The 21256-nt window shown below is 32.7% G+C and carries 17 protein-coding genes, 5 tRNA genes and 1 pseudogene; 22 read left to right on the forward strand and 1 reads right to left on the reverse strand.

What is annotated here, in order from left to right; translation table 11 throughout:
* Positions 1-72: 72 nt before the first annotated feature.
* The 3 genes from AT682_RS02270 to recG are packed head-to-tail and all read left to right on the forward strand — an operon-like array spanning position 73 to position 4152.
* Positions 73-1119 (forward strand): dehypoxanthine futalosine cyclase, encoded by a 1047-nt coding sequence (locus tag AT682_RS02270; RefSeq protein WP_002882392.1) that lies wholly within the window; start codon positions 73-75, stop codon positions 1117-1119.
* Positions 1119-2339, forward strand: coding sequence for a M16 family metallopeptidase (locus AT682_RS02275; protein WP_002882394.1), 1221 nt, complete (start codon positions 1119-1121; stop codon positions 2337-2339). Before AT682_RS02270 ends, AT682_RS02275 begins: the two co-directional genes overlap by 1 nt.
* A complete protein-coding gene (gene recG, locus AT682_RS02280; RefSeq protein ID WP_002882396.1) occupies positions 2329-4152 on the forward strand; it encodes an ATP-dependent DNA helicase RecG in 1824 nt (607 codons plus the stop codon). Before AT682_RS02275 ends, recG begins: the two co-directional genes overlap by 11 nt.
* Here the strand turns inward: recG and ctb are convergent.
* Positions 4149-4532, reverse strand: coding sequence for a truncated hemoglobin Ctb (ctb, locus tag AT682_RS02285; protein WP_002882397.1), 384 nt, complete (start codon positions 4530-4532; stop codon positions 4149-4151). The two genes, recG and ctb, sit on opposite strands and share 4 nt — an antisense overlap.
* Before the next feature lie 94 nt (positions 4533-4626).
* Between ctb and nssR the strand changes: the two genes are divergently transcribed.
* The 19 genes and pseudogenes from nssR (at position 4627) to rpoC (ending at position 21253) form a co-directional block, all read left to right on the forward strand.
* A complete protein-coding gene (gene nssR / locus AT682_RS02290) occupies positions 4627-5223 on the forward strand; it encodes a nitrosative stress-sensitive transcriptional regulator NssR (protein WP_002868789.1) in 597 nt (198 codons plus the stop codon).
* A 16-nt stretch (positions 5224-5239) separates the two neighbouring features.
* Entirely contained in the window at positions 5240-5941 is a 702-nt protein-coding gene (locus AT682_RS02295) for an amino acid ABC transporter permease (RefSeq protein WP_002882399.1), read from the forward strand.
* Positions 5934-6590: an amino acid ABC transporter permease gene (locus tag AT682_RS02300; protein ID WP_002882400.1), complete on the forward strand. Its 657-nt coding sequence runs from the start codon at positions 5934-5936 to the stop codon at positions 6588-6590. The genes AT682_RS02295 and AT682_RS02300 overlap by 8 nt, the downstream gene beginning before the upstream one ends.
* 1 nt (position 6591) lies before the next feature.
* Positions 6592-7352, forward strand: a pseudogene (locus AT682_RS02305) (amino acid ABC transporter ATP-binding protein).
* Positions 7353-7444: 92 nt separating this feature from the next.
* Positions 7445-7520, forward strand: a tRNA-Thr gene (locus AT682_RS02310).
* A gap of 49 nt (positions 7521-7569) precedes the next feature.
* A tRNA-Tyr gene (locus tag AT682_RS02315) sits at positions 7570-7655 on the forward strand.
* A gap of 6 nt (positions 7656-7661) precedes the next feature.
* Positions 7662-7738 (forward strand) — tRNA-Gly (locus tag AT682_RS02320).
* Between the two features lie 104 nt (positions 7739-7842).
* Positions 7843-7917, forward strand: a tRNA-Thr gene (locus tag AT682_RS02325).
* Positions 7918-7985: 68 nt separating this feature from the next.
* Positions 7986-9185, forward strand: a complete 1200-nt coding sequence (gene tuf, locus AT682_RS02330; RefSeq protein WP_002855271.1) for an elongation factor Tu — start codon at positions 7986-7988, stop codon at positions 9183-9185.
* A gap of 52 nt (positions 9186-9237) precedes the next feature.
* On the forward strand, positions 9238-9396 hold the full coding sequence (gene rpmG / locus AT682_RS02335) for a 50S ribosomal protein L33 (RefSeq protein WP_002793551.1): 159 nt from the start codon (positions 9238-9240) through the stop codon (positions 9394-9396).
* 12 nt (positions 9397-9408) lie between these two features.
* Positions 9409-9484 (forward strand) — tRNA-Trp (locus AT682_RS02340).
* Between the two features lie 18 nt (positions 9485-9502).
* Positions 9503-9682 (forward strand): preprotein translocase subunit SecE, encoded by a 180-nt coding sequence (secE, locus tag AT682_RS02345; RefSeq protein ID WP_002859033.1) that lies wholly within the window; start codon positions 9503-9505, stop codon positions 9680-9682.
* A 9-nt stretch (positions 9683-9691) separates the two neighbouring features.
* Positions 9692-10225: a transcription termination/antitermination protein NusG gene (nusG, locus tag AT682_RS02350; RefSeq protein WP_002851098.1), complete on the forward strand. Its 534-nt coding sequence runs from the start codon at positions 9692-9694 to the stop codon at positions 10223-10225.
* Between the two features lie 25 nt (positions 10226-10250).
* Positions 10251-10676, forward strand: a complete 426-nt coding sequence (gene rplK / locus AT682_RS02355; RefSeq protein ID WP_002779452.1) for a 50S ribosomal protein L11 — start codon at positions 10251-10253, stop codon at positions 10674-10676.
* Between the two features lie 54 nt (positions 10677-10730).
* The gene (rplA, locus tag AT682_RS02360; protein ID WP_002882403.1) at positions 10731-11432 is read left to right on the forward strand and encodes a 50S ribosomal protein L1; all 702 of its coding nucleotides are present in this window, start codon (positions 10731-10733) and stop codon (positions 11430-11432) included.
* A gap of 151 nt (positions 11433-11583) precedes the next feature.
* Entirely contained in the window at positions 11584-12063 is a 480-nt protein-coding gene (gene rplJ, locus AT682_RS02365) for a 50S ribosomal protein L10 (protein WP_002858610.1), read from the forward strand.
* Positions 12064-12083: 20 nt separating this feature from the next.
* The gene (rplL, locus tag AT682_RS02370; RefSeq protein ID WP_002854820.1) at positions 12084-12461 is read left to right on the forward strand and encodes a 50S ribosomal protein L7/L12; all 378 of its coding nucleotides are present in this window, start codon (positions 12084-12086) and stop codon (positions 12459-12461) included.
* A gap of 118 nt (positions 12462-12579) precedes the next feature.
* Entirely contained in the window at positions 12580-16707 is a 4128-nt protein-coding gene (gene rpoB / locus AT682_RS02375) for a DNA-directed RNA polymerase subunit beta (RefSeq protein ID WP_002882404.1), read from the forward strand.
* The gene (gene rpoC, locus AT682_RS02380; protein ID WP_002882405.1) at positions 16700-21253 is read left to right on the forward strand and encodes a DNA-directed RNA polymerase subunit beta'; all 4554 of its coding nucleotides are present in this window, start codon (positions 16700-16702) and stop codon (positions 21251-21253) included. The genes rpoB and rpoC overlap by 8 nt, the downstream gene beginning before the upstream one ends.
* Positions 21254-21256: the final 3 nt, after the last annotated feature.

The following is a 21256-nucleotide window of genomic DNA, read 5'->3' on the forward strand; positions in this document are numbered from 1 at the left end:
GCGAAACTATACCATAATTTATATTTTAAATGCTATAATTATTTTAATTTATGTAAAAAACAAGGAAAAATTTTGAAAAGACTGGATAAAAAAGAAGCTTTAGATTTATTACACCATGCAAGTTTAACAGAACTTGGAGAAATGGCTTATAAAAGAAAATTAGAACTTCATCCTGAAAAAATCACCACTTTTGTTGTAGATAGAAATATTAATTATACCAATGTTTGTTGTATTGATTGTTCTTTTTGTGCTTTTTATCGCCATCATAAAGAAGATGATGCTTATATTTTAAGCTTTGAAGAGATAGGCAAAAAGATAGAAGAGCTTGAAGCTATCGGGGGAACACAAATTCTTTTTCAAGGCGGGGTGCACCCAAAATTAAAAATAGAATGGTATGAAGAATTAGTTTCTTGGATAAAAGAACATTATCCAAATATCACTGTGCATGGTTTTTCGGCAGTTGAAATCGCTTATATTGCAAAAGCATCTAAAATTTCAATCACTGAAGTGTTAAAAAGATTACAAGCTAAGGGTTTATTTTCTATACCAGGAGCGGGAGCTGAGGTACTAAGTGATAGGGTGCGTGATATCATTGCACCCAATAAATGCGATACAGCTACTTGGTTAGAAGTACATTGCCAAGCTCATAAAATCGGTATGAAAAGTACAGCTACCATGATGTTTGGAACGGTTGAAAATGATGAAGAAATCATCGATCATTTTGAGCATTTGAGAAAATTGCAAGATGAAACAGGTGGTTTTAGAGCTTTTATTTTATGGAGCTTTCAAAGTGATAATACTGCTTTAATCCAAAAACATCCAGAGATTATGAAACAAAGTTCTAACAAGTATTTAAGACTTTTAGCTTTAGCAAGACTTTATTTAGATAATTTTAAAAATTTACAAAGTTCTTGGGTAACTCAAGGCTCACTTATAGGCCAGCTTGCTTTAAAATTTGGGGCCAATGATTTAGGCTCAACTATGATGGAAGAAAATGTAGTAAGTGCTGCAGGAGCAAGTTATAGAATAAATCAAGATGAGATGATAAGGCTGATTAGAAGTTTAGGCGAAAATCCAGCTAAACGCAATACCGCTTATGAAATTTTAGAAAGGTTTTAATGCAGTATTTAGAGAGTAGGGGTGTTAAAATCCCTTTTATTTTTGAAAAAAATTCTGATTTTCCCATTGTTGTTTTAAAGCTTGTTTTTAGAAATTGCGCTAGAAGTTATGATGAAATAGCAGGCTTAGCTAAGATGTTTTCACGTATTTTAAATGAAGGCGTGGATGATAAATTTTTTAAGGATTTAGAATTTAGAGCAATAAATTTAGAGGCAAGTAGTGGTTTTGAAAGCTTGGAAATCAACCTTTCTTGCTTGAAAGAAAATTTTGATTTTGCTTTAAAGAGTTTAGAAAAATTGCTTTTAAAACCAAGAATAGAAGAAAAAACTTTGCAAAAATTAAAAATCAATGCCTTAGGTGAGCTCGCGAGTAAAAATAGTGATTTTGATTATTTAGCAAAAAATTTACTCAATGCTCAAATTTTTAAATGTAAAGAATTTCAAAGTCCAAATGATGGAGATGAAAAAAGTATAGAAACTTTGTCTTTAAAAGATTTGCAAAATTTTTATAAAAATTTTATCCATCTTAGTGATTTGGTTGTGATTTTAGGAGGAGATTTAGAAGAAAAACAAGCCAAGGCAGATCTTTTAAAACTCTTATCAAAACTTCAAATAGGTAAGAAAAATACTCCAAAAAAATATGAGTTAAGCAAAAACATCAAAGATGAAATTTTGCTACGCCCAGAAAGTGAACAAGCTTATATTTATTTTGCTACACCTTTTTTTGCTGATTTTAAAGATAAGGATTTATATCTTGCAAAAATTGCATTATTTGTTCTAGGGCAAGGAGGATTTGGTTCAAGGATTATGGAAGAAATTCGTGTTAAAAGAGGTCTTGCATACTCAGCTTATGCTATGCTTGATATGAATATGTCTTTTTCTAGAGTTTTTGGATATTTACAAACTAAAAATGAAAGCACTAAAGAAGCTAAAAAAATCGTAAAAGAGCTTTTTGAAGATTTTATAAAAAATGGCATGACTCAAAATGAACTTGATCAAGCTAAAAATTTTCTCATAGGATCAACTCCTTTGCGTTATGAAAGCTTAAGCAAGCGTTTATCTATGTCTTTTAACGAATTTTATCAAGGTTTAAAATTAGGATATTATAAAGAAGAGTTAAAACTTATGGAAAAGGTTAAACTTGAAACCATAAATGCTTATATTAAAAAACATCAAGAGCTTTTAAATATAAGTTTTGCAAGCATACAAAATGAAAATTAAAGAAAGTGATTATGAATTTTTTAAAAAATTAAAAATTAGAAGTGCTATTGATTTAGCGCTTCTTTTACCTAAAAAAATTGAAAATTTAAATCCAAGTAAAAATCCCAAAGAAAATGAAATTTGCACCCAAAAAATCACTATAAAAAGCGTTAGTTCAAGAAAAAATCAACTTTTTGGTTTAGGTTTTTGTGAAGAATGGCAAGAAAATATTTCTTTTGTATTTTTTCATCCTAGAGCTTGGCATTTTGGGATTTGTAAGGTAGGAAAAGAGCTTATTTTTAATGCTAAACTCTCGCGTTTTAATCACACTTGGCAATTTAACAATCCTAAAATTTTAACTTCTTTTGAGGGTTTTAGTCCAAAGTATCAAATTTTAGGCTTAAAAGATACAAAAATTGCTGCTTTTATACATAAATATCTTAACTATGAAAATTTAAAAGAAAGTGGCATAGAGGATAAATATATACATTTTCTTTTAAATTTGCATGCTTATGATGAAAAAAGTTTTTTTATGTTTGAAAATTTGCAAAATTTTAGCAAAGATTTAAAATATATAGAAATATATAATTTTTTAAAGCGTTTAAAAGCTAAAAAAACGCATTTTAAAGCTCATCAAATCAATGTTTTTAATATAGCCAATTGGCTTAAAGATTTGCCTTTTTCTCTTACTAAAGATCAGCTTAACGCTTTAAAAGATATAGAAAAAGATTTGCATTCAAAAGAAGCTAAAAGGCGTGTGATTATGGGTGATGTGGGGTGTGGCAAAACCTTGGTTTTGCTTGGTGCGGCTTTGATGGTTTATCCTAAACAGGCTATTTTAATGGCACCTACTAGTATTTTAGCGTATCAGCTTTATGAAGAGGCTAAGAAATTTTTACCTGATTTTATGAATATTTTGTTTATTAAAGGGGGCAAAAAAGAAAAAGATTTAGAACAAAATATCCAAAAAGCAAATCTTGTTATAGGCACTCATGCTTTAATTCATTTAGAAAGTCATAATGCCGTGCTTGTAATGATAGATGAACAACATCGTTTTGGATCAGCTCAGCGTGAAAAAATTCATTCTTTAAATAAACAAGAATTTATTCCTCATTTTATACAGTTTTCGGCTACGCCTATTCCAAGAACTTTAAGCATGATACAATCTGAACTTTTAAATTTTAGTTTTATTAAGCAGATGCCTTTTAAAAAAGATATTACAACTTATTGTATACAAAATGAAGGCTTTTCTAAGCTTAGCGAGAAGATCAAGGAAGAAATTTCTAAAAATCATCAAATTGTCATTATTTATCCTTTAGTGAGTGCTAGTGATAATATTCCTTATCTTTCTTTAGAGCAGGCCAAAGAATATTGGCAGAATCACTATAAAAAAGTTTTTGTAACTCATGGAAAAGATAAACAAAAAGATGAAATTTTAGAGCGTTTTAGAGATGAGGGAAATATTTTACTAAGCACTACAGTGGTGGAAGTGGGCATTTCTTTACCAAGATTGAGCATGATAGTGATTGTGGGGGCGGAACGTTTAGGACTTGCTACCTTGCATCAACTTCGTGGCCGTGTAGGTCGTGTAGGGCTTAAAAGTACTTGCTATCTTTATACTAAGCTTAAAGAAATTCCAAGTCGTTTAAAAGAATTTGCTAGCACTTTAGATGGGTTTAAAATAGCAGAACTTGATCTTAAAAATCGTTTGAGTGGAGATTTGCTTGATGGTTTTATGCAACATGGAAATGAGTTTAAATTTTTTGATTTTTCCAAGGATGAGGAGATTTTACAAAAGGTAAAAAAAGATTTGGCAAAAAAATTGCCAAATTAATGTCCACCGTACTTATAAAGCATATTTTGAAAATGTGAAGCTATCATTTGTGCACGCTGTAAAATAACTGTTTTCATTTCCTCATTATAAACTATATTTAAACTTTCTTCAAAAAGTTTTAGCCAAACTTCAAAAAATTCTTGAGGAAAAGGAGGTAGATCTAGATGCTTTTTTAAGGGTTGCCCATTATAATCACCTTCGCCTAAAAGCATGCCTGCCCAAAAATTTCCTATTTTTGCTTTATGATCTTTCCATTCTTCATCACTTGTTCCGATAGCATTGTTAAAAATAGAACCTAAATCTTTATCTTTTCTAATTTTTTCATAAAATATTTCCATGAGTTTTGCTATGCTTTCTTGATTAATTGTTTCAAATTTCATATAAGCCTTTCTTAAATGTTAATTTTATGGCGTTAATATAGCAAAAATAAGATAAATTAAATTTAACATAAGTTAAGAATGGAAAATGTATATAATGAAAGATTATTTAGAACTTTTATCTAGTGTAGGAAAATTAAAAAAATTTCAAAAAAATAGTATTTTATTTTATGAGGGCGAAGAGGCTAAAAAATTTTTTATTTTACTCAAGGGAAAAATACGCATTTATAAAAGTACAGCAAGTGATAAAGAAATTACTTTGCATTATTTTAATCCTCCAAATTTTATAGCAGAAATGCCTGCTTTTAAAAAATTAAATTATCCTGCTAATGCTATATTTGAGGAAGATGGAGAAATTTTGGAAATTGATTTTATTAATTTTCAAAATTTATGCAGTGAAAATAAAGAATTCAATTTTTTACTTATCAGTTCACTTTTTGATAAAATTAAAATTTTAGAAAAGAAATTATCTCAAAATGCATTAGATTTAAGGACGAGATTATTAAAGTATCTTTTGGAAAATGAAAAAAATTTAGATACAATTTCACAAAAACAAATTGCAATTGATTTAAATGTTAGAGCACAATCTTTATCTCGAGTGTTAAAAGAACTTAAAATTTCAGAACTTATTGATACAAAAAAAGGTAGAATTGAAATTTTAAATAAAGATATGATCATGAAAGAACTTTGGTAAAAATTTAAGGTAGAGAATGGATTTTGATTTTATATTAGTTCAAGCTCCTGCTTTTTTAACGGCTGCTTGGCTTACGATAAAACTAAGCTTTTTTGGAATTATTTTTTCTTTGATAATAGGCTTGTTTTGCATTTTAATGAGTTATTTTAAAATAAAAATTTTAGAAAATATTTGCAAGCTTTATATAGAGTTTTCAAGAAATACGCCTTTATTAATTCAACTTTTTTTCTTATATTATGCTTTACCTAAATTTAATATACATTTAGAGCAAATTCCACCGCTCAATTTAATTTGTTTAAGTGTAGAAGAAACTTTAAGACCTTCTTTTGCTTGTACTATAGTAGGACTTAGTTTTTTAGGGGGTTCTTATATGGCTGAAAGTTTAAGAGCGGGATTTGAAGCCATAAGAAAACAGCAGTTTGAAGCGGGACTTTCTTTGGGTTTTTCAAAATTTGGAAATTTGCGTTATGTGATTTTGCCGCAAGCTTTGGCTATTTCTATGCCAAGTATTAGTGCTAATATTATATTTTTAATCAAAGAAACTTCAGTGGTTAGTATTATTGCCTTGCCAGATTTGGTGAATTTAATGAAGAGTTTAAATTCCTTAACCTATAAGACAGATGAGCTATTGTTTTTGTTGTTTATGGGATATTTGTGCATTATTTTGCCTTTGTCTTTTATTTTGCTAAAGTTTGAAAAAAGGTTGCTTCATGCTTGAACTTTTAAATACCGATACGCTTTTAAGACTCTGGCAAGGGCTTTTTGTCACTCTTGAAATTTCATTTATCAGCATTATTATTACTTCGATAGGTGGGTTGTTTTTGGGAATTTTAATGAGTTTTAAAAATACCTATATCTATGCTTTTTGTCGTTTAGGTTTAGAATTTGTACGTGTTATGCCACTTTTAGTATGGCTTTTTGTGGTGTATTTTGGTTTTCCTAGATGGTTTGGGTGGGATTTGAGTTCTGTAAGTGCAGCTATTATTGTTTTTAGCATTTGGGGTTGTTTTGAGATGATGGATTTGGTGCGTGTTTCCTTGCAGAGTATTCCAAAACATCAGTATGAAAGTGCATCATCTTTAGGTTTAAATACGGTGCAAAGTTTTGTTTATATTATTATTCCACAAGCTATGCGTCGTTTAACTCCTATGAGTATGAATTTACTTACTCGCATGATTAAAAGCACAACCTTTGCTTATTTAATCGGCGCGGTAGAGCTTGTCAAGATAGGGCAACAAATTATAGAATTTCATAATAGAAATGATTTTGCACCTTTTATTATTTATGGTTTGATTTTTTTTATCTTTTTTATACTTTGTTATCCTATCACTTTATATTCAAGAAAATTAGAGAAAAAATGGAGCTAAAATGAGCATACTAAAAATAGAAAATTTACAAAAGTATTATGGTTCGCATTACGCCTTAAAAGATATTAATTTAGAAGTTAAGGCTAAAGAAGTTGTGGTGATTTTAGGTCCTAGCGGATGTGGAAAATCTACGCTTTTGCGTTGTATTAATGGGCTTGAAGAGATTGCAAGTGGTAATATTTATATTGATAATGAGAAAATAGATAAAGATTTTAAAGAATGGCCAAGAATGCGTCAAAAAGTTGGTATGGTTTTTCAATCTTATGAGCTTTTTGAGCATTTAAGTGTTGAAGAAAATATACTTTTAGGACCTATGAAAGTGCAAAAAAGAAAGAAAGATGAGGTTTTAAAAGAGGCTAAAATTTGGCTTGAAAAGGTGGGACTTTTACATAAAATTCATGCTTATCCAAGAGAGCTTAGCGGAGGACAAAAACAAAGAATTGCTATAGTAAGAAGTTTATGCATGAATCCTGAGTTAATGCTTTTTGATGAGGTTACAGCAGCACTGGATCCTGAGATTGTTAGAGAAGTTTTAGAAGTGATGTTAAATCTTGCAAAAGAGGGTATGACTATGCTTATTGTTACTCATGAAATGGGTTTTGCTAAAGCTGTAGCAGATAAAATTATTTTTATGGATGAAGGAAAAATCATCGAAGAAAATGATCCTAAAAGTTTTTTTGAAAATCCAAAAAGCGAAAGAGCAAAGAAATTTTTAAATTTGTTTGATTATCATAAATAGATAAAAATAATATTGGTTTATGATAATAAACTTTGCAAGACTAAAATTTTATAGAAAAACTAAAAAAAGTCTTGACAAAAATTTTTTTTTGAGTTATAATCTCACTTTTATTTTTGCTGGTTTAGCTCAGTTGGTAGAGCAGCTGCCTTGTAAGCAGCAGGTCGGGGGTTCAAGTCCCTTAACCAGCTCCATTTATTTTAGCAGTGTTTGACCAGAATATTGAAAAAGCAATATTTTTATGGTGAGTTACTCAAGTGGCCAACGAGGGCAGACTGTAAATCTGCTGGCTTTCGCCTTCCGTGGTTCGAATCCACGACTCACCACCATGCTTTGCGGGAGTAGCTCAGTTGGCTAGAGCATCAGCCTTCCAAGCTGAGGGTCGCGGGTTCGAGTCCCGTTTCCCGCTCCAATAATTTAAAAGAACTGGGAGCTGTATTTTAAAACCTTTAACTTACAGTATATATCCCATTTAAGAGTTTTTGTTGTCTATTATTATGTATAATTTTTCTGAGCGCTCGTATGGCTCAGAGGTAGAGCACTCCCTTGGTAAGGGAGAGGTCGCGGGTTCAATTCCCGCTATGAGCTCCATGAATTGAAAAAATTATATAGATATAAGACTTGCTTTGCTCAATTTATTTTTTATACGGAGGAAAAAAATGGCTAAAGAAAAATTTTCACGTAATAAGCCACACGTAAATATTGGTACTATTGGTCACGTTGACCATGGTAAAACTACTTTAACAGCTGCTATTTCTGCTGTTCTTTCTAGAAGAGGTTTAGCAGAGCTTAAAGATTATGATAATATCGATAATGCTCCAGAAGAAAAAGAGCGTGGTATTACTATTGCTACTTCTCATATTGAATATGAAACAGACAATCGTCACTATGCACATGTTGACTGCCCAGGTCACGCAGATTATGTTAAAAACATGATTACAGGTGCTGCACAAATGGATGGAGCGATCTTGGTTGTTTCTGCTGCAGATGGCCCTATGCCACAAACTAGAGAGCATATTCTTCTTTCTCGTCAAGTAGGCGTTCCATATATTGTTGTTTTTATGAATAAAGCAGATATGGTTGATGATGCTGAACTTTTAGAGTTAGTTGAAATGGAAATTAGAGAATTATTAAGCTCTTATGATTTCCCAGGCGATGATACACCTATTATTTCTGGTTCTGCTTTAAAAGCTCTTGAAGAAGCCAAAGCTGGACAAGATGGTGAATGGTCGGCAAAAATTATGGATCTTATGGCTGCAGTTGATAGCTATATTCCAACTCCAACTCGTGATACTGAAAAAGACTTCTTGATGCCAATTGAAGACGTTTTCTCAATTTCAGGTCGTGGTACTGTTGTTACAGGTAGAATTGAAAAAGGTGTTGTAAAAGTGGGTGATACTATCGAAATCGTTGGTATTAAAGATACTCAAACAACAACTGTAACAGGTGTTGAAATGTTCAGAAAAGAAATGGATCAAGGCGAAGCAGGAGATAACGTAGGTGTTCTTCTTCGTGGTACTAAAAAAGAAGAAGTTATCCGTGGTATGGTTCTTGCTAAACCAAAATCAATTACTCCACACACTGACTTCGAAGCTGAAGTTTATATCTTAAATAAAGATGAAGGTGGTAGACATACTCCATTCTTTAACAACTATAGACCACAGTTTTATGTAAGAACAACTGATGTTACAGGTTCGATTAAATTAGCTGATGGTGTTGAAATGGTTATGCCAGGTGAAAATGTGAGAATTACTGTAAGCTTGATCGCTCCAGTAGCACTTGAAGAAGGAACTCGTTTTGCTATTCGTGAAGGTGGTAAAACTGTTGGTTCAGGTGTTGTTTCTAAAATTATTAAATAATTTAATAAAGCCAAGTTAAAAGCTTGGCTTTAATTTTTTAAGGAAAATTGAAATGAGAATTAAAGTTGGTTTAAAGTGTGAAGAATGTGGTGATATTAATTATAGCACCTATAAAAATAGTAAAAATACTACTGAAAAATTAGAATTAAAAAAATATTGCCCAAGATTAAAAAAACATACACTTCACAAAGAAGTTAAGTTAAAAAGTTAAGCTTGCGCCCTTAGGGCAATAGCTCCAACGGTAGAGCACCGGATTCCAAATCCGATGGTTGGGGGTTCGAATCCCTCTTGCCCTGCCATAATTAAGGTTTAAATAAATGGAAAAATTAATAACTTATTTTAAATTATCAAAAGCCGAATTAAGGAAAGTAATTTTTCCTTTAAAAGAACAGGTAAGAAATGCCTATATTACAGTTTTTGTTGTTGTTGCGGTGATTTCTTTGTTTTTGGCGTTAGTGGATTGGTTTATGTCCTCTATTGTTTCTGCAATCGTGTAAGGAGAGTAAATGAGTACTCATAAATGGTATGCAATTCAAACTTATGCTGGCAGTGAAATGGCAGTTAAAAGAGCCATTGAAAATTTAGTAAAAGATAACGGAATTGAAGAACAACTTAAAGAAATTGTTGTTCCAACTGAAGATGTTATTGAATTTAAGAATGGAAAGGAGAAGATTAGCGAAAGAAGTTTGTATTCAGGATATGTTTTTGCACTTCTTGATTTAAATACAGAGCTTTGGCATCGCATTCAATCTCTTCCAAAGGTTGGTCGTTTTATTGGAGAATCCAAAAAGCCAACCCCTTTAACAGAAAAAGATATTAATTTGATTTTGGAAAAAGTTCACAATCGTGCAGCGCCTAAACCAAAGATTTCTTTTGAAGAAGGGGAAAATGTGAGAATCACAGAAGGGCCATTTGCAAACTTTACTGCAATTGTAGAAGAATATGATATGGTTCGTGGTTTATTAAAATTAAATGTTTCTATTTTTGGACGCTCAACTCCAGTGGAGATCTTATATTCTCAAGTTGAGAAAATAATTTAATTTATATCAAGTAAGGAGATTTGTTATGGCTAAAAAAGTCGTAGGCGAAATTAAATTGCAAATTGCTGCCACAAAAGCAAACCCATCACCACCTGTTGGTCCTGCTTTGGGTCAGCAAGGTGTTAATATTATGGAGTTTTGTAAGGCTTTTAATGAAAGAACAAAAGATATGGCAGGTTTTAATATCCCTGTTGTTATCACTGTTTATGCAGATAAAAGTTTTACTTTTATTACAAAACAACCACCAGCTACGGATTTGATCAAAAAAGCAGCTGGAATTTCTAAAGGTACGGATAATCCACTTAAAAATAAAGTAGGCAAGTTAACTCGTGCTCAAGTTTTAGAAATAGTAGATAAGAAAATTGCAGATTTAAATACTAAAGATAGAGATCAAGCTGCTAAAATTATTGCAGGTTCAGCTCGTTCTATGGGTGTTGAAATCGTAGATTAATCCTTTCACCGCCAAGGTAAAAGGCGGTAGCACTTTAAAATGCGGAGAAAATAAATGGCTAAGATAGCAAAAAGATTAAAAGAATTATCACAAAAAATTGATTCAAATAAAGAGTATGCTTTAAGCGATGCAATTGATACAATAAAGACTTTAAAGTCTGCTAAATTTGATGAGACTGTAGAAATTGCTTTAAAACTTAATGTTGATCCAAGACATGCAGATCAAATGGTAAGAGGATCTGTTGTTTTACCTGCTGGAACGGGTAAAAAAGTTCGTGTTGCTGTAATTGCAAAAGACGCAAAAGCTGATGAAGCGAAAAATGCTGGTGCAGATATTGTGGGTAGCGATGATTTAGTAGAAGAAATTCAAAAAGGTAATATGAATTTTGATGTTTTGATTGCTACTCCAAATTTAATGGGACTTGTTGGTAAAGTTGGTAGGATTTTAGGGCCAAAAGGTTTAATGCCAAATCCTAAAACCGGAACAGTGACTATGGATGTTGCTCAAGCAGTTAATAATGCAAAAAGTGGTCAGGTAAATTTCCGTGTTGATAAGCAAGGAAATATCCATGCAGGTCTTGGTAAAGTAAGTTTTTCCAAAGAACAATTATGGGATAATGTTAGCACTTTTATAAAGGCAATTAACAAACACAAACCTGCCGCAGCTAAAGGTAGATATATTAAAAATGCGGCTTTATCTTTGACAATGAGCCCTTCTGTAAAGCTTGAAACACAAGAATTGCTTGATATGAAATAAGAGTTGCTTTTTTGCAACTCTTTTGTTCTAAAATAAACATTTGAAAAAATTTTTGATTTTTTGAGATGTTTATTTTAGATTGAAGATAGTCGAGGCGTAAGCTTAATTGGATTTCCACTCTACTTGAAATCTCAATCGGAAAGGAGAAAATGTGACTAGAAGCGAAAAAGTTGAGATTATTGCTAAACTTGAAGAAGGTTTTAAAGCTAGTGAAGCTATTGTAGTTTGTAATTACAGAGGTCTTAGCACAAAAAAACTAGAAGAGCTTAGAAATAATGCAAGAGAAAACAATGTAAAAGTTCAAATTGTTAAAAATACTTTGGCTAACATTGCTCTTAACAATTCCGGTAAAACAGGTCTAGTTCTTAAAGATACAAATATTTATCTTTGGGGCGAAGATCAGCTAAGTGTTTCAAAAGTAGCTGCTAAATTTGAAGAAAATAACGATAAATTTGAAATCAAAACAGCTCATATTGAAGGCGAAGTTGCAGATGTTGCTAAGGTTAAAGCTCTTGCTAAAATGCCTTCACGCAATGAGTTGCTTGCTATGCTTTTGCAAGTTTGGAATGCGCCAATTACCAATTTCACAATAGGTTTAAATGCGCTTAAAAATAAAAAAGAATCTGAATAAATTAAATAAAAGGATAAAAAATGGCAATTTCTAAAGAAGATGTATTAGAATATATTTCAAATTTAAGTGTTCTTGAGTTATCAGAACTTGTAAAAGAATTTGAAGAAAAATTTGGTGTGTCTGCTGCTCCTGTAATGGTAGCTGGTGGTGCTGCAGCTGGTGGTGCTGCAGCTGCTGCTGAAGAAAAAACTGAATTTGATATCGTTTTAACTGATGGCGGTGCTAAAAAGATTGAAGTTATTAAAATCGTTCGTGCTCTTACAGGCCTTGGTCTTAAAGAAGCAAAAGATGCAGTTGAGCAAACTCCTTCAACTCTAAAAGAGGGTGTGGCTAAAGCTGAAGCTGAGGAAGCTAAAAAACAACTTGAAGAAGCTGGTGCTAAAGTAGAACTTAAGTAATTTTAAGCTTTAAAGTTAGAAGAAGATTTGCCAAGGCAAGTCTTCTTTTTTTTATTTTTACCTAATTTTTAGGTCTTCTTTTTTAAATTTACAAAATTTACCATGAGGTATGTGCGATATGTTAGATAATAAATTAGGAAATCGTTTAAGAGTAGACTTCTCAAACATTTCAAAACAAATAGAAATCCCAAATCTTCTACAATTACAAAAAAAGAGTTTTGATTATTTTTTAAATCTTGATAATGGTGAAAGTGGTATAGAAAAAGTTTTTAAATCAATTTTTCCTATTCATGATCCGCAAAATAGATTGAGTCTTGAATATGTTAGTAGTGAAATAGGCAAGCCAAAATATACCATTCGCGAATGCATGGAAAGAGGTTTGACTTATTCTGTAAATTTAAAAATGAAAATCCGTCTTACTCTGCATGAAAAAGATGAAAAAACAGGGGAAAAAGTTGGCGTAAGAGATATTAAAGAACAAGAAATTTATATCCGCGAAATTCCTTTAATGACAGATCGTGTATCTTTTATCATTAATGGGGTTGAGAGGGTGGTTGTAAATCAATTACATAGAAGCCCTGGTGTTATTTTTAAAGAAGAAGAAAGCTCAACGGTTGCAAATAAGCTTGTTTATACAGCACAAATTATTCCTGATCGTGGTTCGTGGCTTTATTTTGAATACGATGCCAAAGATGTTTTGTATGTAAGAATCAACAAGCGTAGAAAAGTTCCTGTAACTATGCTTTTTAGAGCTTTAGGGTATAAAAAACAAGATATTATTAAGTTGTTTTATCCTATTCAGACTATACATGTGAAAAAAGATAAATTTTTAACAGAATTTAATCCAAATGATTTTATGGATAGAATAGAATATGATATTAAAGATGAAAAAGGAAAAATCGTTCATCAAGCTGGAAAAAGACTTACAAAGAAAAAAGCAGAACAGCTTATTAAAGACGGTTTAAAATGGATAGAATATCCTGTAGAAATTTTACTTAATCGTTATTTAGCAAATCCTATTAGTGATAAAGAAAGTGGAGAGGTTTTATTTGATTCTTTAACTTTGTTAGATGAGAGTAAGCTTGCTAAGATTAAAGAGCAAAAAAGTTTTGATATAGCAAATGATTTGGCTAATGGCGTTGATACAGCGATTATTAACTCCTTTGCTCAAGATGGAGAAACTCTAAAACTTCTTAAACAAAGTGAAAATATCGATGATGAAAATGATTTAGCTGCGATTAGAATTTACAAAGTTATGCGCCCAGGTGAACCTGTGGTAAAAGATGCAGCGAAGGCTTTTGTAAATGATTTATTCTTCAATCCTGAAAGATACGATCTTACTAAGGTAGGTCGTATGAAAATGAACCATAAGTTAGGTCTTGAAGTGCCTGAGTATGTTACTGTTTTGACTAATGAAGATATTATTAAAACTGCAAAATATTTAATTAAAGTAAAAAATGGTAAAGGACATATTGATGATAGAGATCATTTAGGAAATCGTCGTATCCGTTCTATAGGTGAACTTTTAGCCAATGAACTTCATTTAGGTCTTGCAAAAATGCAAAAGGCGATCAGAGATAAATTTACTTCTTTAAATGCGGATCTTGATAAAGTAATGCCTTATGATTTAATCAATCCTAAAATGATTACTACAACTATCATTGAATTTTTTACAGGAGGTCAGCTTTCGCAATTTATGGATCAAACTAACCCTTTAAGTGAGGTTACTCATAAGCGTCGTTTGTCAGCGCTTGGTGAAGGTGGGCTTGTAAAAGAAAGAGCAGGTTTTGAAGTGCGTGATGTTCACGCGACGCATTATGGTAGAATTTGTCCAGTTGAAACACCTGAAGGTCAAAATATTGGTTTGATTAATACTCTTTCTACCTATGCAAAAGTAAATGAACTTGGTTTTGTTGAAGCACCATACAGAAAAGTTGTAAATGGTAAAGTGACTAATGAAGTCGTTTATCTTACAGCGACACAAGAAGAAGGCTTGTTTATCGCACCAGCTTCAACTAAGGTTGATGCTAAAGGCAATATAGTAGAAGAATTTGTTGAGGCTAGACAAGATGGTGAAACTATACTTGCAAGACGCGAAGAAGTGCAACTAATTGACCTTTGTTCAGGTATGGTTGTTGGGGTTGCAGCTTCTTTGATTCCGTTTTTAGAGCACGATGATGCAAATAGAGCGCTAATGGGTTCAAACATGCAACGTCAAGCTGTGCCACTTCTTACTGCTTCAGCTCCGATAGTAGGAACAGGTATGGAACAAATTATTGCGCGTGATGCTTGGGAGGCTGTTAAAGCAAAGCGTGGCGGTGTGGTTGAGAAAGTGGATAATAAAAGCATTTTCATTTTAGGTGAAGATGATAAAGGTCCATTTATTGACCATTACACTATGGAGAAAAATTTAAGAACCAATCAAAATACAAATTATATTCAACATCCTATTGTTAAAAAAGGTGATATAGTAAAAGCAGGACAAATTATCGCAGATGGTCCTTCTATGGATCAAGGCGAACTTGCTATAGGTAAAAATGCTTTAATCGCTTTTATGCCTTGGAATGGTTATAACTATGAGGATGCTATAGTTGTAAGTGAGAGAATTATTCGTGAAGATACCTTTACAAGTGTGCACATTTATGAAAAAGAAATTGAAGCAAGAGAACTAAAAGACGGTATAGAAGAAATTACCAAAGATATCCCAAATGTAAAAGAAGAAGATGTTGCACATCTTGATGAGAGCGGTATTGCAAAAATTGGTACCCATATCAAACCAGGTATGATTTTGGTGGGTAAGGTTTCTCCAAAAGGTGAGGTTAAACCAACTCCTGAAGAAAGACTTTTAAGAGCTATTTTTGGAGAAAAAGCAGGACATGTTGTGAATAAATCACTTTATGCAACCGCTTCTTTAGAGGGTGTTGTTGTGGATGTTAAAATTTTCACTAAAAAAGGCTATGAAAAAGATGATCGTGCAATAAAATCTTATGATAAAGAAAAAATGGCTTTAGAAAAAGAACATCATGATAGACTTTTGATGATGGATAGAGAAGAAATGCTTCGTGTTTGTGCTCTTCTTTCCAAAGCCCCTTTAAATAGTGATCAAAAAATTGGAGATAAAAATTATAAAAAAGGACAAACCGCAGATATTAGCGAACTTGAAAAAATCAATCGTTTTACTTTAACAACTTTGATTAAAGCTTATTCTAAAGAGATTCAAAAAGAATACGATGATTTAAAAAATCATTTCCAAAATGAGAAGAAAAAATTAAAAGCAGAACACGATGAAAAGCTTGAAATTTTAGAAAAAGATGATATTTTACCAAGTGGGGTAATTAAGCTTGTTAAAGTTTATATTGCTACAAAGAGAAAGCTTAAAGTCGGTGATAAAATGGCAGGACGTCACGGAAATAAAGGTATAGTTTCAACTATAGTTCCTGAAGTGGATATGCCTTATTTACCAAATGGTAAAAGTGTGGATATTGCACTTAATCCACTTGGCGTTCCAAGTCGTATGAATATAGGTCAAATTTTAGAAAGCCATTTGGGTTTAATTGGACTTAGACTCGGAGATCAGATTCAAGAAATTTTTGACAGAAAGCAAAAAGATTTTCTTAAAGAATTAAGAGCAAAAATGCTTGAAATTTGTTCTATTCCAAGACTTGCAAGCGAAAAAGAATTTATTAAAAGCTTAAGTGATGAAGAGCTTTTAAACTATGCTAGAGACTGGAGTAAAGGAGTTAAATTTGCTACTCCTGTTTTTGAAGGTGTAAATATAGAAGAATTTAGCAAGCTTTTTGAAATGGCCAAGATAGATATGGACGGCAAAACAGAACTTTATGATGGACGCACGGGTGAGAAAATCGCAGAGCGTGTTCATGTAGGATGTATGTATATGCTAAAACTCCACCACTTGGTTGATGAGAAAGTTCACGCAAGAAGTACAGGACCTTATAGTCTAGTTACCCAGCAGCCTGTGGGTGGTAAAGCACTCTTTGGGGGACAAAGATTTGGGGAGATGGAAGTTTGGGCACTTGAAGCTTATGGAGCGGCTCATACTTTAAGAGAAATGTTAACTATCAAATCAGATGATGTGGAAGGTAGATTTAGTGCTTATAAAGCATTGACAAAAGGTGAAAATGTTCCAGCAACGGGAATTCCTGAAACATTTTTTGTATTAACCAATGAGCTTAAATCTCTTGCTTTAGATGTTGAGATTTTTGATAAGGATGAAGATAATGAGTAAATTTAAAGTAATAGAAATCAAAGAAGATGCAAGACCTAGGGATTTTGAAGCGTTTCAACTAAGACTTGCAAGTCCTGAAAAAATCAAATCATGGTCTTATGGAGAAGTAAAAAAACCAGAAACTATCAATTATAGAACCTTAAAGCCTGAAAGAGATGGGCTTTTTTGTGCAAAGATTTTTGGACCTATAAGAGATTATGAATGTCTTTGTGGCAAGTATAAAAAAATGCGTTTTAAAGGCGTTAAATGTGAAAAATGTGGTGTTGAAGTAGCAAATTCAAAAGTGCGTCGTTCTAGAATGGGACATATCGAGCTTGTAACTCCTGTGGCCCATATTTGGTATGTTAATTCTCTTCCGAGTCGTATAGGAACGCTTTTGGGTGTTAAGATGAAAGATCTTGAGCGTGTGCTTTATTATGAAGCTTATATCGTTGAAAATCCAGGCGATGCTTTCTATGATAATGAAAGCGCCAAAAAAGTAGAATATTGTGATGTTTTAAATGAAGAGCAATATCAAAATTTAATGCAACGCTATGAAAATAGTGGCTTTAAAGCAAGAATGGGTGGAGAAGTTGTTCGTGATTTACTTGCAAATTTAGATCTTGTGGCACTTTTAAATCAGCTTAAAGAAGAAATGGCGGCTACAAATTCAGAGGCTAAGAAAAAAACCATCATTAAACGCTTAAAAGTAGTAGAAAATTTCTTAAATTCAAATTTAAACGCCAATACCGATAGTGATGAAGCCGTACCAAATCGTCCTGAATGGATGATGATTACAAATCTTCCAGTTTTACCGCCAGATTTGCGTCCTTTAGTGGCTTTAGATGGTGGAAAATTTGCAGTTTCTGATGTGAATGACTTATATCGTCGTGTTATCAATAGAAATACACGTCTTAAAAAACTTATGGAACTTGATGCACCTGAAATCATTATCAGAAATGAAAAAAGAATGCTTCAAGAGGCTGTTGATGCACTTTTTGACAACGGTCGTCGTGCTAATGCTGTAAAAGGAGCAAATAAACGCCCATTAAAATCTTTAAGTGAAATTATTAAAGGTAAACAGGGACGTTTCAGACAAAACTTACTTGGTAAAAGGGTTGATTTTTCAGGTCGTAGCGTTATTGTTGTGGGTCCAAAACTTAGAATGGATCAATGTGGTTTACCTAAAAAAATGGCTTTAGAGCTCTTTAAGCCACATCTTTTAGCTAAGCTTGAAGAAAAAGGTTATGCAACCACAGTAAAACAAGCTAAAAAAATGATAGAAAATAAAACTAATGAAGTTTGGGAATGTTTAGAAGAGGTAGTAAAAGGGCATCCTGTTATGCTAAACCGTGCGCCTACTTTACATAAACTTTCTATTCAAGCTTTTCATCCTGTTTTAGTGGAAGGTAAGGCTATACAACTTCATCCTTTAGTTTGCGCAGCATTTAACGCAGACTTTGATGGGGATCAAATGGCGGTGCATGTGCCACTTTCTCAAGAGGCCATTGCGGAATGTAAGGTACTTATGCTTTCATCAATGAATATTCTTTTGCCAGCAAGCGGTAAGTCTGTAACCGTTCCATCGCAAGATATGGTTTTAGGAATTTATTATCTTTCATTGGAAAAAGCCGGTGCTAAAGGTTCGCATAAAATTTGTACAGGCATTGATGAAGTGATGATGGCACTTGAAAGCAAGTGTTTGGATATTCATGCGAGTATACAAACTATGGTAGATGGTAGAAAGATTACCACTACAGCAGGAAGATTGATTATTAAATCCATTTTACCTGATTTTGTGCCTGAAAATAGCTGGAATAAAGTCTTGAAGAAAAAAGACATTGCTGTGCTTGTGGATTATGTTTATAAACAAGGTGGTTTAGAGATTACAGCAAGTTTCTTGGATAGACTTAAAAATTTAGGTTTTGAGTATGCAACTAAAGCAGGTATTTCAATTTCGATTGCAGATATTATTGTTCCTAATGACAAGCAAAAAGCTATTGATGAAGCAAAAAAACAAGTAAGAGAAATTCAAAATTCTTATAATCTTGGTTTGATTACTTCAGGGGAAAGATACAATAAAATCATTGATATTTGGAAAAGTACAAACAATGTCCTTTCAAAAGAGATGATGAAGCTTGTAGAAAAAGATAAAGAAGGTTTTAACTCTATTTATATGATGGCAGATTCTGGTGCTAGGGGTAGTGCGGCTCAAATTTCTCAGCTTGCTGCGATGAGAGGACTTATGACTAAACCTGATGGTTCTATTATCGAAACTCCTATTATTTCGAATTTCCGTGAAGGGCTAAATGTTCTTGAATACTTTATTTCAACTCACGGTGCTAGAAAAGGTCTTGCAGATACCGCTCTTAAAACAGCAAATGCGGGTTATTTGACAAGAAAACTTATCGATGTTGCGCAAAATGTAAAAATTACCATTGAAGATTGTGGAACACATGAGGGTGTTGAAATCAATGAAATTACCGCAGATAGCTCTATTATAGAAACTTTAGAAGAAAGAATTTTAGGCAGGGTTTTAGCTGAAGATGTGATCGATCCTATTACAAATTCTGTGCTTTTTGCAGAAGGAACTTTAATGGATGAGGAAAAAGCAAAAATTCTTGGAGAAAGCGGTATAAAAAGTGTCAATATCCGCACTCCTATTACCTGCAAAGCTAAAAAAGGAATTTGTGCAAAATGTTATGGTATCAATCTTGGTGAAGGTAAATTAGTAAAACCAGGCGAAGCAGTAGGAATTATTTCCGCTCAATCTATCGGCGAACCAGGAACGCAGTTAACTCTAAGAACTTTCCACAGCGGGGGAACTGCAAGTACAGATTTACAAGATAGACAAGTAAGCGCACAAAAAGAAGGTTTTATAAGATTTTATAATCTTAAAACTTATAAAAACAAAGAAGGTAAAAATATCGTAGCAAATCGTAGAAATGCGGCGATTTTACTTGTGGAGCCAAAAATCAAAACTCCATTTAAAGGTGTGATTAATATAGAAAATATTCATGAAGATGTGATTGTTTCTATTAAAGATAAAAAACAAGAAGTAAAATACATACTAAGAAAATACGATCTTGCTAAACCAAATGAATTAGCAGGTGTAAGTGGCAGTATAGATGGAAAACTTTATTTGCCATATCAAAGCGGTATGCAAGTAGAAGAAAGTGAAAGTATCGTAGAAGTGATTAAAGAGGGTTGGAATGTGCCAAATCGTATTCCTTTTGCGAGTGAAATTTTAGTAGAAGATGGTGAGCCTGTAGTGCAAAATATCAAAGCAGGCGAAAAAGGAACGCTTAAATTTTATATCCTTAAAGGCGATGGTTTAGATAGAGTAAAAAATGTTAAAAAAGGCGATATTGTTAAAGAAAAAGGATTCTTTGTAGTGATTGCTGATGAAAATGATAGAGAAGCAAAAAGACACTATATCCCAAGAGAATCTAAGATAGAATTTAACGATAGTGAAAAAATTGATGATGCAAATACTATCATCGCAAGTGCTCCTAAAAAAGAAAGAAAAGTGATTGCAGAATGGGATGCTTATAATAATACTATCATTGCAGAAATTGATGGTGTTATAAGCTTTGAGGATATTGAAGCAGGTTATAGTGCTGATGAGCAAATTGATGAAGCTACAGGTAAGCGTTCTTTAGTGATTAATGAGTATTTGCCAAGCGGAGTTAGACCGACTTTGGTAATTGCAGGAAAAGGTGATAAGGCTGTGCGTTATCAGCTTGAACCAAAAACCGTTATTTTTGTTCATGATGGTGATAAAATCGCTCAAGCAGATATTTTAGCAAAAACTCCAAAAGCTGCAGCTAAATCAAAAGATATTACAGGAGGTCTTCCAAGAGTTTCTGAACTTTTTGAAGCAAGAAAACCAAAAAATGCGGCTGTGATTGCAGAAATTGATGGTGTTGTTCATTTTGATAAACCTTTGCGTTCTAAAGAAAGAATCATTATTCAAGCAGAAGATGGTACAAGTGCTGAGTATTTAATCGATAAATCAAAACATATTCAAGTAAGAGATGGCGAGTTTATCCATGCAGGTGAAAAACTTACAGATGGAGTTGTTTCAAGTCATGATGTGCTTAAAATTTTGGGTGAAAAAGCCTTGCATTATTATTTGATTTCTGAAATTCAACAAGTTTATCGCGGACAAGGTGTTGTGATTTCTGATAAACATATAGAAGTTATCGTTTCTCAAATGCTAAGACAAGTAAAAGTTGTAGATAGTGGACATACGAAATTTATCGAGGGTGATTTGGTTTCAAGACGTAAATTCCGTGAAGAAAACGAAAGAATCATTAGAATGGGTGGAGAACCTGCTATTGCTGAGCCTGTGCTTTTAGGTGTAACAAGAGCAGCGATTGGAAGTGATAGTGTGATTTCTGCGGCTTCATTCCAAGAAACTACCAAAGTTTTAACCGAAGCAAGCATAGCGGGTAAATTTGACTACTTAGAAGATTTAAAAGAAAATGTTATTTTAGGTAGAATGATTCCTGTTGGAACAGGGCTTTATGGCGAACAAAATTTAAAACTTAAAGAACAAGAATAAAAC

The sequence above is a fragment of the Campylobacter jejuni genome (assembly GCF_001457695.1).
Classification (GTDB): Bacteria; Campylobacterota; Campylobacteria; order Campylobacterales; family Campylobacteraceae; genus Campylobacter_D; species Campylobacter_D jejuni.